This window comes from Blautia sp. XA-2221, assembly GCF_028767025.1.
Classification (GTDB): Bacteria; Bacillota; Clostridia; order Lachnospirales; family Lachnospiraceae; genus Blautia_A.
Genome location: NZ_JAJQXX010000001.1, coordinates 168056 through 184820 on the forward strand (window position 1 = coordinate 168056; position 16765 = coordinate 184820).

A 16765-nucleotide genomic window follows, 5' to 3' on the forward strand; every position below is an offset into this window, starting at 1 on the left:
AGAAAATCGAGGAGGAAATGAAATGGTAAAACAGAAATATCTGGACAAGGCAGAAGTGCTGATCGAGGCTCTTCCTTATATTCAGAGATTTAACCGGAAAATCGTGGTGATCAAATACGGCGGAAGCGCCATGCTTGATCAGGAACTGAAAGCAAATGTAATTAAGGATGCAGTTCTTCTGAAACTGGTAGGATTTAAACCGATCATTGTTCATGGCGGCGGCAAGGAGATCAGCCGCTGGGTAAATAAAGTGGGAATGGAACCCAGATTTGTCAATGGACTTCGTGTGACAGACAAAGACACCATGGAGATCGCAGAAATGGTTCTTGCAAAAGTAAATAAAGAGTTGGTTACCCTTGTAGAATCTCTGGGAGTGGACGCAGTTGGGATCAGCGGCAAGGACGGAGGACTTCTGAAATGCACAAAGAAGCTGTCAAACGGCGAGGATATTGGATATGTAGGAGAAATCCGGGAGGTGAATCCGAGAATTCTCCATGAGCTTCTGGAGCAGGATTTTTTGCCTGTTATTTTTCCGGTGGGATATGATGACAATTATGATTCTTATAATATTAACGCAGATGATGCTGCCTGCGCCATTGCCGAGGCTGTCCATGCGGAAAAGCTTGCTTTTCTTTCGGATATTGAAGGAGTTTACAAGGATCAGAATGACCCGGAAAGCATGATCTCCGAGCTTCATATCCATGAGGCGGAAAAACTGATCTCAGAAGGCTATGTGGGAGGTGGAATGATTCCTAAGCTGAAAAACTGCATTGACGCTATTGAGCATGGAGTAAACCGGGTGCATATTCTGGACGGACGGATTCCTCACAGTCTTCTTCTGGAGATCTTTACAAATAAAGGAATCGGAACAGCTATTTTAAGAGAGGACGGCGAAAAATACTACAATGAGCATGTATGAACAGATGGAGCAGGCAGAAAAAAGTATTCTTCATACCTATAACCGTTTTCCGGTTATGTTTGACCATGGAGAGGGCTGCCGGCTTTATGATACAGATGGAAAAGAATATCTTGATTTTGCGGCAGGGATTGCGGTAAATGCTCTGGGATATCATTATCCCGGCTATGATGAGGTTCTGAAAGACCAGATTGACAGACTGCTTCATATCTCCAATCTTTATTACAGCCAGCCTATGAGCGAAGCCGGGGAAAAGCTTGTAAAAGCCAGTGGTATGAGCAAGGCGTTTTTTACAAACAGTGGTACAGAATCTATAGAGGGGGCGCTGAAAGCTGCCCGGAAATATTCCTGTACGAAATATAATAAGGAAAGATATGAGATCATTGCCATGAAGCATTCGTTCCACGGAAGAAGTATGGGAGCGCTTTCTGTTACCGGAACAGCTCATTACAGGGAGCCGTTTGAGCCTTTGATCGGTGGTGTGAAATTTGCGGATTTTAATGATCTGGACAGCGTAAAAGCTCAGATCACAGACAAAACCTGTGCGATCGTCACAGAGGTTGTTCAGGGAGAAGGAGGAATCTATCCTGCGGATCCGGATTTTCTGGAAGGTTTGAGGAACCTCTGTGATGAAAAAGACTTAATTTTGATTTTTGATGAGATCCAGTGCGGTATGGGACGGACAGGAACATATTTTGCATGGCAGGATTACGGCGTAAAGCCGGATATTATGACCTGCGCCAAGGCTCTGGGCTGCGGTGTTCCTGTAGGCGCTTTTGCGCTGGGGGAAAAAGCGGCATCGGCATCCCTGGAACCGGGAGATCATGGAACCACTTATGGAGGAAATCCATTTGTGTGCGCAGCTGTGAGCAAGGTGTTTGATATTTTTGAGAAGGATCATATTCTGGAGCATGTCCGTAAGCTGACTCCTTATCTGGAGGAAAAACTGGATGCTCTTGTGGATAAATATGAAATTATTTCCCAAAGACGTGGAAAAGGATTTATGCAGGGACTTGTGATACAGGGTGTTTCGGTGGGAACGGTTGTAAGCAGGGCTCTGGATAACGGGCTTCTGATGATTTCGGCAGGAAGCGACGTACTGAGACTGGTTCCGCCTCTTGTGATCACAGAAGAAGATATTGATGAAATGGTTGAAAAGCTTGAAAAAAGCCTGGCGTAAAGCCGGGCTTTTTTCAAGTTGATTTTTCATGTGAATAAAATATTTTTATTCATAAAGGCGCAGAACTATGATACAATGAATGGCATGGTACAGGAAACCAGAGTATGTGCAGGAATGTTCTGGAAGTAAAAGTTACTGTTTACAGGTCACTATCCTGCAGGATGTTTTGGCATGTATATGCCGAAATTCCGAAACATGAAGGGAAAAATGATGAACTGACAGAATATGGGAGAAAATATGAGTATATATGAATCGTTGAACAATATGCAGCAGGAGGCTGTTTACCATACAGAAGGCCCTCTTCTGATCCTGGCAGGAGCAGGCTCAGGCAAAACAAGGGTACTGACTCACAGGATCGCCTATCTGATCGCAGAAAAGGGAGTAAATCCCTGGAATATTCTTGCCATCACCTTTACAAACAAGGCGGCTCAGGAAATGAGAGAGCGTGTGGATAAGATCGTAGGCCTGGACGGGGGAAGCGTGTGGGTGTCTACCTTTCATTCCACCTGTGTGAGAATCCTTCGCAGACATGCAGAACGCATCGGATACGACAATAATTTTACTATTTATGATACGGACGATCAGAAAACTCTGATAAAAGATGTGTGCAGAAGGCTGAACGTGGACACTAAGAAATATAAAGAACGTTCTCTTCTTGCTCAGATATCTCATGCAAAGGACGAGCTTATCACACCGGATGAGATGCTTATGAATGCAGCTGATTTTAATGAAAAAAAGGTTGCTGAGATCTATCGGGAATATCAGATCTCCCTGAGAAGAAACAATGCTTTTGACTTTGATGATCTGATCGTAAAAACAGTAGAACTGTTTCAGAACTGCGGTGAGATTCTGGAATCTTATCAGGAACGGTTCCGCTATATTATGGTGGATGAGTATCAGGACACCAATACCGCCCAGTTTAAATTTGTAAGCCTTCTTGCATCCAGATATGAAAATCTCTGTGTTGTAGGTGACGACGATCAGTCAATCTATAAATTCCGCGGTGCAAATATTGGAAACATTCTTGGATTTGAACGGGTTTTCCCGGAGGCAAAAGTCATTCGTCTGGAACAGAATTACCGTTCAACTCAGAATATCCTGAACGCAGCAAATGAAGTGATCACAAATAATACAGAGCGAAAGCCAAAAACTCTGTGGACAGAGAATCCTGAGGGAGAAAAGATCCATTTTCGCCAGTTTATGAACGGATTTGAGGAAGCGGAGTATGTGATTGGAGATATTGCTTCCAGGAGAAGAGAAGGAACATGCAGCTACCGTGACTGCGCGATTCTTTACAGAACAAACGCTCAGTCCAGACTTTTTGAGGAAAAATGTCTTCTGGCAAATATTCCGTATAAAATTGTAGGCGGCGTGAACTTTTATGCCCGAAAGGAGATCAAGGATCTTCTTTCCTATATGAAAACAATTGACAATGCTTCCGATGATCTGGCGGTACGACGGATTCTTAATGTTCCGAAACGGGGAATCGGAGCCACCACTGTGGGACGTGTTCAGGAGTATGCAGAGCATATGCAGATCAGTTTTTATGATGCCCTTCGAGTATCGGAAGAAATTCCGTCTCTTGGAAGAGCCCAGTCAAAAATTGACGGTTTTGTGACTTTTATCCAGTCATTAAAAAGCAAGGCAGCCGCATATACAGTGGAAGAACTTCTGGAAGAGATCATTGACCTTACCGGATATGTGGATGAGCTGAAAGAAGAGGATACGGAAGAGTCCAGAGCAAGGATTGAAAATATTGACGAGCTGATATCAAAAACCGTGTCCTATCAGGAGGCTATGGCAGCAGAGGGAAGAGAGGCGACTCTTTCCGGATTTTTGGAGGAAATTGCTCTGGTTGCAGATATTGATTCCGTGGATCCGGATCAGGATTATGTTCTTCTTATGACTTTGCACAGCGCTAAGGGCCTGGAATTTCCTTATGTATATCTGGCGGGAATGGAGGATGGAATGTTCCCAAGCAGTATGTGTATTTTTTCTGCAGATCTGTCGGATATGGAAGAGGAAAGAAGGCTGTGTTATGTGGGCATCACAAGAGCAATGAAGGAGCTGACTCTTACAAGCGCCCAGCAGCGAATGGTACGCGGTGAAACCCAGTACAATCGTGTTTCCAGATTTGTAAGAGAAATTCCGCGGGAGCTGGTAGAACTGGGACATACCATTCAGGAACACAAGCCAAAGATTCCGGAAGCCACTTCTGCGAAAAACAGCTATATGCAGATGAAAATGGCATTTCAGGCAAAGGCTTTCCAGCCAAAAAGCTTTCAGGTAAAAAAAGCAGACAGTCTTGATTACGGAGTGGGCGATACTGTGCGTCACGTAAAATTTGGAGTGGGAATCGTAAAGGACATTGTAGAGGGCGGAAGAGATTACGAGGTTACAGTGGATTTTGACAGGGCAGGAACGAAAAAGATGTTTGCAGGCTTTGCCAAGCTGAAAAAAATCTGACACAGGTAAAATACATTGCTTTTTATAAAAGGCAGGTATATAATAGAACTGCTTACAGAAGTCTGACCGGACGCTGCGGAATCATGGCTTCTGGGATTATTACATATGGATTGTCGACAGGGGAGCTTGTGTCACAGGCTGAGAGGAAGTTGTAAACTTCGACCCGTAACCTGATTTGGGTAATGCCAACGTAGGTATGCGCTGAATGCGAGATGTAAATCTCCTTTGTCTTCAATCGAAGATGAAGGAGGTTTTTTTATGTTTCAATTTATGGTAAATGCAGACGGCGGGCTTACTACAGCCGGATATGCTGTGTGCATTATTGCGGGAGTGCTGTTATTTGGCCTTGCGATTTTCTTTGCAGGAAAAAGCTCTGAAAAGAAAAAAATGTCTGCCAAGCAGCTTGTATTCTGCGCAATGGCGGTTGCGCTTGCGTTTATCACATCTTACCTGAAAATCTTTCACATGCCCTGGGGCGGAAGCGTAACACTGTGCAGTATGCTTTTTATCGTGCTTACTGCCAACTGGTACGGCCCAAAAACCGGTGTGATGGTAGGCCTGGCTTATGGAATTTTACAGTTTATCCAGGAGCCTTATGTTCTTTCATTTTTCCAGGTATGCTGTGATTATATTCTTGCTTTTGCTGCATTGGGAGTCGCAGGATTTTTTGCAAAAAGCAGCCACGGTCTTGTGAAAGGCTACATTGCCGCAGTGATAGCGCGAGGCGCTTTTCATGCGCTGGGCGGTTATCTTTACTGGATGAGCTATATGCCGGAAAATTTCCCGCAGTCTCTGAAAGCAGTTTACCCGATCGTTTATAACTACAGCTTTCTGCTGGCAGAAGGAGTGATCACCATTATCATCATTTCCATTCCGGCAGTTGCCAGAGCGCTTGCTCAGGTGAAAAAAGCAGCGGTGGAATAAATTTATATATTTCTAAGAATGACGAACAGGTTTTTTCTCAGCCTAGGTTAAGGCTGAGGGAAAACCTGTTTTTTGACAGAATGATATACAAAGAAGAAGCTGCAGATGATTTAGCAGAAGATTATTGCTGTCATTTAGAAGATTTTACAGGCTGTAATAGCCTGTTATTTTTCGTCATTAAAAGAAGGCGCTCCTTTATTCAGCGGTGCATGAAGGGTAACCATGCGTATCCCAAAAAAACTTGTTCTCTGGCAGAGAGAAATCGGATATCCTGCCTGATACATTACATAAAGGTCTTCAGACACGCTAATTTTTACTTCCGTATTATCATATAGTTTGACAGTCAGATAATAGTCTGGGTCGTCTTTGTCCGGATTTTTTACAGAACTGTCAGTGATTACGGCAGTGGTATGCACGGCTTTTGAACAGGTGGCAACATTCAGACTGTAAGAAAGTGAATAGGCCAGAAGGCACAGAAAAATCCCCCATATAAACAGACCTTCTCCGCGCAGGCGCTTTGGTGTCCGCATTACGGTAATGATAATTAGAATGGCAGAAATAGCGACCCAGCAGATAATAAAACGGTTGGAATCAGCTACAGTCAGTCTTATTTTATCAAAAATGCGGATAACCTGAATGACAAAAATGAACAGGAGTCCCAGAGGAATAACGGGCATGGAAATGTGCATGGATTTCCATTCAGCAGTGGCATGCCCTGGCTTACCGTCCAGGGAGAGGACGCTGGAAAAAATCAGGTAGTAGATCACCGGAAGGAGCAGAGGCAGAGTCATAGTCAATGCGGCGCAGGTTAAATTGAACTTTTTCATAAAAAGGAGCGGAAGTATGGATCCTGCAAGGGCAAGTAGAGAAACAATGATCAATCCTGCTTTTATTGTTTTTAGGTGATCGTGCATCGGTGTTCGATCTTGTTCTTTCCATTCCAGTGGCTCTCTGGATGTTTCGGCTGGCTGGGGCAGCTTTAGACTTTGAGCCGCTTTGGTAACAGAAACTGTTTTACAGTGTTCTACCAGCCAGTCTGTAAGCTGTAAACCACCGGGCAGAGACTGTCGGAAAGAAAACAGGCAGTTTCCTGCGGCATCCTGAACCTGAATGCGATTCAGAGCGCTGTATTTTATTGAAGTAAATGTTCTCGTATGAAATTCTCTGGGGCTGCCGTATGGCATGGTGCAGACCAGGATACCACTGCGGAAAAGAAGAATCTTTTTGTTCTGGTAAGCCAGGAGACACCATATTCCCCACAGAAAAAGTCCAAGTCCTATCAGCAACATAAAAAAGCAGGAGATATGAACAGGCTCTGTGGTAGTAAAGGCTATGGAAACAAAAAGAAGCAGCCCGCCCAAAAGCAGAAGAAAACTTCCTGCGATCAGTCTGGATACGGAGGTACGCACATATATGAATGGCTCTTCTTCTGTATGTGTTTCCAGGGGACGGTGGATTAAAAGAAAAATTCCCGAAACCATAATTATGGCAGTAATGCAAAATCCCAGAACGATTGTGAATACGGGATCTTCCCCAATAGAAACAAAGCAGGTTATCAGCATAAGTACAGAGCAAATGATCAGAAGAATACCAAAGACTGCAGCAGGAGTCCTTCTTCTCTTATTGATCCTGATGTTTTTTTCGCAGGACTCCTGTGTAAAAGGTGCATAGGAAGAACTTTTTTCTTCCAGAATGTATCCGCATTCAGGACACTGGGATGTGTACTGAGGAAGGGAAACGTATTGAATATGCTGCACGGGAAGCTCCTTCCCGCAGTGAGGGCATACCCACAGGCGGAGTGCGCGATTGCAGGCACTTCCAAGGCCAATAATGGGAGAAAGCGCAATAAAAAGACCGATAATGCCTGCCAGAACACGATTTTCTATATTTGTGATTACAAAAATAAATAGAATCATAATGCTGATCCATACAGGAAAGAAAAAAAGCATATTTTTTGTATGGGCCTTGCGGGTGTTCCGATAAGTGGGATTACGCTTTCTCTTTTCGGTTTCGGAAAGTCGAATCTGAGACCACTGGTTATCAGAGTTTTTCATATCAGCTTCCTCTCTTAAAATACATATTGGTCAAGGCGTTCAAATGCTTCCTGTACCCGGGAAAGGGGCAGAGCGAGATTCATGCGGATATGGCAGGAACCGTGGAAGGGACGACCATCCTGCCAGGCAACGCCTACTTCCCAGCCGGCATTCAGAAGCTCGTCCAGTGTTTTGTGCCGGGAATGGCACCACTGACTGCAGTCCAGAAACAGCATATAAGTTCCCTCTGGCTTTGTTACTTTTATTTCCGGAAAATGTTCCCGGATAAAGCTGCAGGCAAAGCTGATGTTTTCTGACAGAACCTGACACAGTTCATCTACCCATTCGTAGCCTTCCGGTTCGTAGGCGCCCAGAAGAGCATGCATGGAGAGAAGGTTCATTTCATTATAATGTGGCTTGCTTCCTTTTGACTGAACACGGTTCCGAAAATATTTGTTATAAATAATATGGTAGCTTCCCACCAGTCCTGCAAGGTTAAAGGTTTTGCTTGGAGCATACAGCGCCACAGTGCGGTTTTTGGCATCTTCACTGACTGATTGAGTGGGAATATGTTTATGTCCGTCCAGAAGGATATCGGACCAGATTTCATCAGAAATCACAATGCAGTCATGGGCACGGTAAATTTCCATTGCTTTTTCCAGTTCCTGCTGTTCCCATACGCGACCGCAGGGATTGTGGGGACTGCATAAGATCGCAGCGTGGATATTATTTTCTCTGAGCTTTCTGTCCATGTCTTCATAGTCCATGCGCCAGACACCGTTTTCATCCTGGATTAAAGGACTGAGAACAATATCAAAACCATTGTTTTTGAGACTGTTGGTAAAACCGATATAGGTGGGACTGTGAAGAAGAATTTTATCGCCCGGTGATGCAAAGGCGGTAAGTGTGGAGATCACACCGCCAAGAACACTGTTTTCGTAGCCGATGCAGTCTTTTGTAAGACCGGTAACATGATTGCGTATTTTATGCCAGCGGATGATCTTGTCAAAATATTCGTCTGAGGGTGAAAAATATCCGTAAAACGGATGCTGTGTTCGCCTTATGATAGCCTCCGGCACAGTGGGCACAGTGGGAAAATTCATGTCTGCAACCCACATGGGAATCACGTCAAATCCTTCTTTTGGCGGGGCAGGAGAGAACCCGGAACCTGTAAGCTCATCTACGGCAATGGAATCCTTTCCGTGCCGGTCTGTTATGGAAGTAAAGTCATATTTCATAGTAAAAAACCTCCTGATCTCAGTATAAAAAAAGTATACGGATGTGCTGGGTAAAAGTCAATGAATGTGTTTAAATACTTGCCTTTTTATTGTACAGAATGATATACTTAGAGGCGTACGAAAGTTTCTGATAAAGAGCTGTAAAAGTACATATTAAATGAAAAAGAATAAAGGAGAAGTATGTTTAAGAAAATTGGGGAAGAACGGGCGTTTGATGGAATATTGAAGCAGATCATAGAAAATATTCAGACTGGCAGGCTGAAGGCAGGAGATGGGCTTCCGGCAGAAAGGACTATGGCAGAAACGATGGGCGTTTCCAGGGCAGCTGTGAGAGAGGTCCTGAGAGCTCTGGAGCTTCTGGGAATTCTGAACGCAGTACCGGGAGGCGGAAATTATATCACAGAGGATCTGGATACGTGGCTGATTGGTCCTCTGTCTATCCTTTTTCAGCTTAATAACAGTTATGTGCGTCAGAATCAACAGCTTCGCGCAGCTCTTGAACGGGAAAATGCAATTTTGGCCGCACAGAAATGTACACCTTTGGATGCGGCAGAATTATGGATGCTGATTGCCAGACTGGATGCGGCAGAAGATGAAAAGACACGGGGAACACTTGATAAGGAACTTCATCAGAAGATTGCCAAAATTGCGGATAATCCTATGATATACAGTGTTCTGGCTGCTGCAGATAAGCTGACGGAAAGTATTATCTCAGGAACGAGAGATTACATCATGCGCAAAAATCAGTCGGCATCTGTTGTTGACGAGCAGCATCACAGACTGGTGGAAGCAATCATTAACGGAGATACTTCTGAAGCCGAGCGCTGTATGTCAGAGCATATGGTGACTGTCGAGGAGTTTATGTCAGAAATGCTGGAAGAAAAGGAAAAACAGCAGGGGTGATACGGCAGCAGTTTTGTCTTTGTGAAGCGTGAGGGTTTTGTCTGTATCAGTATAAAATTTAAAAGATTTTCTCTTGTACTCTGGTATGACCAATGATATAATAAAAATACAAATTGGTATAGCCAATAATGAGTTTGGCACTACCGGAATACGGAGGGAATTTTATGGGATATGTAAAATGGTCATATGACACATTAAATCAGTTTTGTATTGATGTATTTAAGGCATTTGGATTCAGCAAAGAAGAAAGCGAAGAGATCAAAGATGTGCTTTTGACAGCAGATCTTTATGGCATTGAAAGTCATGGAATGCAGAGAATGGTCCGTTATCATAAAGGCATTGAAAAAGGTACCATCCATCCGGAAGCAAAACCTGAGATCGTATTTGAAACTCCGATTTCTGCTGTAGTTGACGGCCACAATGGAATGGGACAGCTGGTCAGCGTTTTTGCAATGAAAAAAGCAATCGAAAAGGCGAAGAAAACCGGGATTGGTATTGTCAGTGTCCGGGAATCCAATCATTTTGGCATTGCCGGTTATTATGCAAAAATGGCCTGTGATCAGGGGTTGATCGGTATGGCATGTACAAACTCTGAAGCCATTATGGTGCCTACGTTTGGCAAAAAGGCAATGCTCGGTTCCAATCCTATTGCAGTGGCAATGCCTGCAGATCCGTATCCGTTTTTCTTTGACTGTTCTACCACAGTAGTGACCAGAGGAAAGCTGGAAATGTACAATAAAATGGAAAAACCGCTTCCACAGGGCTGGGCTTTGGATAAAGACGGTCATGCAAGCACAGATGCACCAGATGTTCTTGCGAATATCGTTGCAAAAAAAGGTGGTGGAATCATGCCGCTTGGAGGAAATGAAGAGGTAACAGGCAGCCATAAAGGATATGGTTATGGAATGCTCTGTGAGCTGTTCAGTTCTATTCTTTCTTTAGGAGTAACTTCAGACCGTTGCTGCACGTTCCCGGATAAGACGGGAATCTGTCATGGATTTATGGCAATCGATCCGGCTGCATTCGGAGATCCGGAAGCAATTCGGAAACATTTGTCAGACTATCTGGAAGCATTGAGAGAAAGTCCAAAGGCAGAGGGAAAAGACCGCATTTACACTCATGGTGAAAAAGAGGTTTTTGCAGAAAGAGAAAGAAGAGAAAACGGGATTCCGGTTAATGACAATACCATGGTGGAGCTTGCAAATCTCTGCGGATATCTGAAGCTTGATTTTAACAGATATTTTAAAGATTATCAGCTTCCAAAAGACAGCAGGTTCTTTACAGGAAATTATTAAAAAACAATCCCTTAAGGAGGATATAAAAATGGATTACGCAAAAGAATCACTGAGATTACACGGAGAATGGAAAGGTAAGATCGAGGTTGTGACAACTGTTCCGGTAGAGACAAAAGACGATCTGTCTCTGGCTTATACACCGGGTGTCGCACAGCCATGTCTGGAAATCCAGAAGGATGTGGACAAATCCTATGATCTTACAAGAAGATGGAATATGTGTCTTGTTGTTACAGATGGTTCTGCAGTTCTTGGTCTGGGAGATATAGGACCGGAGGCAGGAATGCCGGTTATGGAAGGAAAATGTGTTCTTTTCAAGGCATTTGGCGATGTAGATGCTTTTCCACTGTGTATTAAAAGCCATGATGTAGACGAGATTGTGAATACCATTTATCTGATCTCAGGTTCATTTGGAGGCGTAAATCTGGAGGATATCTCTGCTCCGAGATGCTTTGAGATTGAAAAGAAACTGAAAGAAAAATGTGATATTCCGATTTTCCATGATGATCAGCATGGAACAGCTATCATCACATTGGCAGGTCTTACCAATGCTCTGAAAGTGGTTGGAAAGAAAAAAGAAGACGTTCGTGTGGTTATGAACGGTGCAGGAGCTGCGGCAATTTCCATTGCAAGACTGCTTCTGAAAGCCGGATTTAAAAATATTACCCTGTGTGACAGAAAAGGTGCTATTTATGAAGGCCGCGCAGAGGGAATGAATGCAGTCAAGGAAGAAATGAGCAAGGTAACAAATCTGGATAAAAAATCAGGTTCTCTTGCTGAAATTCTCGTGGGAGCAGATGTGTTCATCGGTGTTTCCGCCCCGGGCGCTGTGACAACAGAAATGGTAAAAACAATGGCAGAGGATGCGATTATTTTTGCCTGCGCAAATCCTACACCTGAGATCTTCCCGGATGATGCCAAGGCAGGAGGCGCCAAAGTGGTATCTACAGGAAGAAGTGATTTTCCGAATCAGATCAATAACGTTCTTGCTTTCCCGGGCGTGTTCCGCGGCGCTTTTGACGTAAGAGCAAAGGATATCAATGATGAGATGAAGATTGCAGCCTCTGAGGCGCTGGCAGATCTTATTTCTGAAGAGGAGCTTTCACCGGATTATATTATCCCGAAGGCTTTTGACAAGAGAGTGGGACCTGCAGTTGCAAAGGCAGTTGCGGAGGCAGCAAGAAAAACAGGCGTGGCAAGAATCTGATAGTCAGCATAACAGTGATGCCGTCTTCCATTTTGGGATTCCCGGAGTGGAGGGCGGTTTTTTATGCAGAAAAAGGGACAGGAAACCGGGAGTGCAAGGTTCACGATAAACTATGAAACAAGTCTGACATTCTATTGAAAATTATAAAATCTAATGCTATAATTTAGTCAATTATACATAAAAAGGATATTTTCCGGGAGGAGAAAAGGTATATATACCAGATTGAAGAGATGAAAAAAGTAAATATCAGAGATGTGGCGAAAGAGGCAGGAGTATCGATTACCACTGTTTCACGTGCGTTAAACGGCTATTCGGACGTGAGCGCCAAAACAAGAGCAAAAATACTGGAGATTGTAGAACGGCTGGAATATGCCCCGGACGCAAATGCGCGGGCGCTGGGCAGCAAAGAAACAATTACCATAGGGCTTTTGCTCTCAGATCTTGCCAGCACTGATGAGAACGGCTTTGTTCATGGCAATATGTGTGGAGTGTATGAGGCATGTTCGGAGTATGATTGTGAATTTGTTTTGATGATCACGGAAAGTGAACATCAGAAAATGAAAAGCTTTCGTCAGTTATGTAAAAGAAATAATTTAAGTGGGATTGTTGTGACAGGACTTCGGACGAATGATCCTTTTTATGAAGAAATGTTGAAGAGCGATATTCCATGTGCAGTAGTAGATATGGAAACAACAGGAAAAATGAAATGTACAGTGACTATAGATAATATTGCAGCTTCTCAGGAGGCAGTTAATTATCTGATTTCACAGGGACACCGTCATATTGCCATGCTGAACGGAAGTAAGGTTGCAGATGTCAGTATTCGGCGCTATGCAGGATATAAAGGCGCTATGATCGATCATGATCTTTTAATGCCGAATGATTATGTACGATATGGCGATTTTTCAGAAGTAAAGGCATACAATGAGGTACTGGATTTATTGAATAAATATCCGGAGATCACAGCAATTTTTTGTGCCAGTGATGTGATGGCGCTTGGGGCAATAAGAGCTGTACATAAAATGGGAAAGGAAGTGCCGACAGATATTTCCATTATTGGATTTGATGATATTCCGGTGGCAAAGTATGTCTACAGAGGCCTCTCTACAGTCCGTCAGAATCCGAATGAAATTGGGTATGCGGCAGGCAAAGCGGTTTATCAGATGATCCAGGGGCATCAGGTAGATCATAAGATAGTTCTTCCTCATGAATTGATCATAAGAGAAACAACAAGCTTAATAAAATAATGATTAAATAGTAAATGGGCAAAAGTGCTGAAATTCCATATAGAAATTCAGCACTTTTTTACAGTTTACAAAAGAAAAAATAGATGTTATATTAATAAAAACGAAAACGTTTTGGTAAAATCTAAAAGGAGGATTAATTGAAAAAAATCAGCAATACTTTACTGCGCATATTATGCGGAGCTGTGGATTTTATCATAATCCTTGTTCCGATTCAGTTTATAATGATGGGAGTATTCCATATATCTACAGGTCAGGCAGACCTTTTGTTTAAACTTTTGTTTGCCGTGTATGGAACGCTTTTAACAGAATATTGGGGAAAGACAGCAGGGAAGTTCTTCGGAAAACTTCGTGTGGTAGACATCAGTGGAGAAAAACCGACAATTTTTTATATGGGACTTCGTGAACTGACCAAGAGTCTGTATCTGGTCCCCTATGCAGGCGCTGTTTTAGGAGTGATCAGCATAGTGATGATGGTTATCAGAAAAGATGGCAGAGCCCTGCATGATCTGGTAGGAAATACAAAAGTAGTATTTGTATGGCAGACAGAGGAGGGGAAAAATGAAAATTAACGAGAACTCTCTTTTGGCAGTTATGAATCCGGCTGTACTTTTACTGTTGCTGGCAGTGGTTGGCGTGATCGCTTATATATGCGCCAGAATAAAGAGAAATACCAATGATTTTTCAGGAAGTGTTAAACTTTATATTCCGGCAGTTCTGCTAACAGATATACTGTTTTTTCTAATGGATGTACCGGTAATCTTGTTGGTGGGATTTGATATTGTTGGGTTTATTATACTGGCATTGATATCAAATTATTTTTTCTATCATTAAAAATGGATATGGCAAAACAGGAGTCTGTAAGGGCAGACTCTTTCTTTTAGACAATAACGAAAACGTTTTGGAAAATTATGGAGGACTGACTAATTATGACATGTATGGACTATTCAAAAGCAAAAGACTGGATTCTTGGGGAAAAAGAATTTAACAGCAGGTATCTGGGAAAATGTGAATCCATTATGTGCCAGGGCAATGGCTATATGGGACTGAGAAGTGCAACAGAAGAACACTATTTTGGAGAAAAAAGAGATTTTTTTGTTGCGGGAACTTTTAATAAATTTGATGAAAATGAGGTAACTGAACTTCCAAACGCAGCAGATATGACTGCAATGGATATGGAATTCAATGGCTGCAGGTTTTCTCTGGAACTGGGCGTTGTGAAAGATTATTACAGACAGCTTAATATTCGTACCGGAGAACTGTCAAGAAAGGTAATATGGGTATCTCCGAAGGGGGATGAAATAGAATTTCTGTTTGAGCGTGTTGTATCCATGAAGGAGCTGCATACACTTGCTCAGAGAATAACTGTCAGACCTGTAAACAATAAAGTAAGTCTGAAACTTGAAACTGGTATTGATGGAAGTGTGACAAACAGTGGAGCGCAGCATTTTTCTGAAGGCGATAAACGTTTTTATGAAAATACCTATATGCAGTGCTGCCAGACCACAACACAGACCGAATTGGATTTTGTGTTTACTACAGGTGTTGATTTTAAAATTGAAGACAAATCTGCAGAGGTAAAACATCATATTGTCATGGATCGAAGAAAGATATTCTGTGAATATGAGTTGGAATTAGAGGCTGGCAGAGAACTTGTTATTGAAAAAATCAGCAATGTCTTTACTTCACGTGATAAAGAATGTGAAGGAATGGATATAAAATCTATTCAGCAGAAAGCACTTGAAGACATAAAGAGAGTATCACAGCTGGGATACAGAAAAATAGCATCAGACAGTGCAAAAGAGTGGGAAGAGGTTGTATGGAAAAAAACTCCAATTCTTATTGAATCAGAAAACCCCTTAGATCAGCTGGCTGTCAGATTTGCTCAGTATCATCTGTATGTGATGACACCACGACATGATAATCGAATGAATATAGGTGCCAAGGGTCTTAGTGGAGAGGGATATAAAGGTCATACATTCTGGGATACAGATATATTTGCGCTTCCGTATTTTACCTTTACAGATCCAAAAGTAGCCCGTTCTCTGGAAGAATATCGCTATTTATCACTTCCCGGTGCACATAAAAAAGCAGCAGATAACAATTATCATGGAGCGCAGTTCCCCTGGGAATCTGCATGGCTGGATGATGGCGAAGTGACACCTGTGTGGGGGGCAGCAGACATTATTACAGGGCTTCCCACAAAAATATGGTCGGGATTTATTGAGCAGCACATTACAGCAGATGTTGCTTATGGTGTATGGCAGTATTATATGGTTACTGGCGATCAGGAATATATGGATCACTGTGGCTATGAGCTTCTTATGGACACAGCAAAGTTCTGGGCATCACGTCTGGAATGGAGCGAGGAAGATGGATTATTCCATATTAATGATGTAGTTGGACCGGATGAATATAAAGAACATGCAGACGATAATGCATTTACTAACTACATGGCTCACTGGAACCTTGGAATTGCCATGGAGTACTATCATGAATTAAAGGAAAAGAAACCAGAGAAATTTGCTGAATTAAATGAGAAGATGGAACTTGATGAGTCTTATCGTGTCTGGGAAGAACGCCGTCCTCTGATTTATCTTCCTCAGCCAAGAGAAGAAGATCTTGTGGTGGCTCAGGACAGAAAATATTTAACTTATCCGACAATTGATCTTACAAAATATAAAGAAAGCGGAGAAGTAGGAAGCCTGTTCAGAGATTATAATTTAGAGCAGGTATGCCATATGCAGGTTTCCAAACAGGCTGATATTATGATCCTGTTTCTTTTGATGGAAGATCTGTTCAGTCTGGATGTAAAAAAGGCAAACTGGGATTATTATGAACCGAAGACCACACATGATTCATCACTGTCACTTTCAACACATGTTATTTTGGCTAATGATATGAAGGATAAAGCTCTTGCATACAAGCTTTTCCAGCAGGCAATTCGTATTGATGCAGGTGAAAATATGAAAAGTTCTGACGCAGGTATCCATGCGGCATCCCTTGCGGGAATCTGGCAATCTGTATTTTATGGCTTCGGCGGAGTGCGTATGTTACATGGAAAGCTCCGTATTTGTCCATTGCTTCCGGACGAGTGGAAGAAGCTGGATTTCTGTTTTTACTGGCAGGGACAGAAACTTCATGTTGTTATTGATAAAGAAAAACTGGAAATTATCAATGAAACAAAGACAAAGGCTGTAGAATTAAGTGTGTATGGTAATAATTACCAAATTCTGGATGGAATAAATGTGAAATATGGAGAACTCATATAAATAATGTTGACAACGAAAACGTTTTGGTATATATTTAAAATAATCCAAAACGTTTTCGGGAAAAGGATACATTAATTATCAAAATGGAGG

Annotated in this window: 13 protein-coding genes and 1 riboswitch; of the genes, 11 read left to right on the plus strand and 2 right to left on the minus strand. The window is 42.6% G+C overall.

Features of this window, described 5'->3' with window-relative positions; genetic code table 11:
* The first annotated feature begins 22 nt into the window (after positions 1–22).
* From argB to LU279_RS00830, 4 genes are all read left to right on the plus strand, one after another.
* Positions 23–919 carry an acetylglutamate kinase gene (gene argB, locus LU279_RS00815; RefSeq protein ID WP_274420088.1) on the plus strand — a complete coding sequence of 299 codons (897 nt, stop codon included), beginning with the start codon at positions 23–25 and terminating at the stop codon, positions 917–919.
* The gene (locus LU279_RS00820; RefSeq protein ID WP_274420090.1) at positions 906–2096 is read left to right on the plus strand and encodes an aspartate aminotransferase family protein; all 1191 of its coding nucleotides are present in this window, start codon (positions 906–908) and stop codon (positions 2094–2096) included. The genes argB and LU279_RS00820 overlap by 14 nt, the downstream gene beginning before the upstream one ends.
* Before the next feature lie 237 nt (positions 2097–2333).
* On the plus strand, positions 2334–4562 hold the full coding sequence (gene pcrA / locus LU279_RS00825) for a DNA helicase PcrA (RefSeq protein ID WP_274420091.1): 2229 nt from the start codon (positions 2334–2336) through the stop codon (positions 4560–4562).
* Between the two features lie 108 nt (positions 4563–4670).
* Positions 4671–4776, plus strand: a riboswitch (TPP riboswitch).
* A 44-nt stretch (positions 4777–4820) separates the two neighbouring features.
* On the plus strand, positions 4821–5486 hold the full coding sequence (locus tag LU279_RS00830; RefSeq protein WP_274420093.1) for an energy-coupled thiamine transporter ThiT: 666 nt from the start codon (positions 4821–4823) through the stop codon (positions 5484–5486).
* A gap of 164 nt (positions 5487–5650) precedes the next feature.
* On the opposite strand, the gene LU279_RS00835 is transcribed toward LU279_RS00830, so the two are convergent.
* Together LU279_RS00835 and LU279_RS00840 are read right to left on the minus strand one after the other, a co-directional pair.
* Positions 5651–7540: a hypothetical protein gene (locus tag LU279_RS00835; protein WP_274420094.1), complete on the minus strand. Its 1890-nt coding sequence runs from the start codon at positions 7538–7540 to the stop codon at positions 5651–5653.
* A 14-nt stretch (positions 7541–7554) separates the two neighbouring features.
* Positions 7555–8757: a MalY/PatB family protein gene (locus LU279_RS00840; RefSeq protein WP_274420095.1), complete on the minus strand. Its 1203-nt coding sequence runs from the start codon at positions 8755–8757 to the stop codon at positions 7555–7557.
* A gap of 180 nt (positions 8758–8937) precedes the next feature.
* Here LU279_RS00840 and LU279_RS00845 point away from each other — a divergent pair, with 180 nt between their 5' ends.
* The 7 genes from LU279_RS00845 (at position 8938) to LU279_RS00875 (ending at position 16675) form a co-directional block, all read left to right on the plus strand.
* Positions 8938–9660: a FadR/GntR family transcriptional regulator gene (locus LU279_RS00845; protein WP_274420097.1), complete on the plus strand. Its 723-nt coding sequence runs from the start codon at positions 8938–8940 to the stop codon at positions 9658–9660.
* Positions 9661–9824: 164 nt separating this feature from the next.
* Positions 9825–10955 carry an Ldh family oxidoreductase gene (locus LU279_RS00850; RefSeq protein ID WP_274420099.1) on the plus strand — a complete coding sequence of 377 codons (1131 nt, stop codon included), beginning with the start codon at positions 9825–9827 and terminating at the stop codon, positions 10953–10955.
* Positions 10956–10983: 28 nt separating this feature from the next.
* On the plus strand, positions 10984–12159 hold the full coding sequence (locus LU279_RS00855; RefSeq protein WP_274420101.1) for an NAD(P)-dependent malic enzyme: 1176 nt from the start codon (positions 10984–10986) through the stop codon (positions 12157–12159).
* Positions 12160–12389: 230 nt separating this feature from the next.
* The gene (locus LU279_RS00860) at positions 12390–13406 is read left to right on the plus strand and encodes a LacI family DNA-binding transcriptional regulator (RefSeq protein WP_274420103.1); all 1017 of its coding nucleotides are present in this window, start codon (positions 12390–12392) and stop codon (positions 13404–13406) included.
* Between the two features lie 137 nt (positions 13407–13543).
* Positions 13544–13975 carry an RDD family protein gene (locus LU279_RS00865; protein ID WP_274420104.1) on the plus strand — a complete coding sequence of 144 codons (432 nt, stop codon included), beginning with the start codon at positions 13544–13546 and terminating at the stop codon, positions 13973–13975.
* Positions 13965–14237 carry a hypothetical protein gene (locus LU279_RS00870; RefSeq protein WP_274420106.1) on the plus strand — a complete coding sequence of 91 codons (273 nt, stop codon included), beginning with the start codon at positions 13965–13967 and terminating at the stop codon, positions 14235–14237. Before LU279_RS00865 ends, LU279_RS00870 begins: the two co-directional genes overlap by 11 nt.
* Before the next feature lie 95 nt (positions 14238–14332).
* Positions 14333–16675, plus strand: coding sequence for a glycoside hydrolase family 65 protein (locus LU279_RS00875; protein WP_274420108.1), 2343 nt, complete (start codon positions 14333–14335; stop codon positions 16673–16675).
* Positions 16676–16765: the final 90 nt, after the last annotated feature.

Coding starts and splice junctions, on each gene's coding strand:
- LU279_RS00820 (WP_274420090.1), top strand. CDS start 906: ATGAGCATGTATGAACAGATGGAGCAGGCAGAAAAAAGTATTCTTCAT.
- pcrA (WP_274420091.1), top strand. CDS start 2,334: ATGAGTATATATGAATCGTTGAACAATATGCAGCAGGAGGCTGTTTAC.
- LU279_RS00870 (WP_274420106.1), top strand. CDS start 13,965: ATGAAAATTAACGAGAACTCTCTTTTGGCAGTTATGAATCCGGCTGTA.
- LU279_RS00855 (WP_274420101.1), top strand. CDS start 10,984: ATGGATTACGCAAAAGAATCACTGAGATTACACGGAGAATGGAAAGGT.
- LU279_RS00875 (WP_274420108.1), top strand. CDS start 14,333: ATGACATGTATGGACTATTCAAAAGCAAAAGACTGGATTCTTGGGGAA.
- LU279_RS00850 (WP_274420099.1), top strand. CDS start 9,825: ATGGGATATGTAAAATGGTCATATGACACATTAAATCAGTTTTGTATT.
- argB (WP_274420088.1), top strand. CDS start 23: ATGGTAAAACAGAAATATCTGGACAAGGCAGAAGTGCTGATCGAGGCT.
- LU279_RS00835 (WP_274420094.1), bottom strand. CDS start 7,540: ATGAAAAACTCTGATAACCAGTGGTCTCAGATTCGACTTTCCGAAACC.
- LU279_RS00840 (WP_274420095.1), bottom strand. CDS start 8,757: ATGAAATATGACTTTACTTCCATAACAGACCGGCACGGAAAGGATTCC.
- LU279_RS00845 (WP_274420097.1), top strand. CDS start 8,938: ATGTTTAAGAAAATTGGGGAAGAACGGGCGTTTGATGGAATATTGAAG.
- LU279_RS00860 (WP_274420103.1), top strand. CDS start 12,390: ATGAAAAAAGTAAATATCAGAGATGTGGCGAAAGAGGCAGGAGTATCG.
- LU279_RS00830 (WP_274420093.1), top strand. CDS start 4,821: ATGTTTCAATTTATGGTAAATGCAGACGGCGGGCTTACTACAGCCGGA.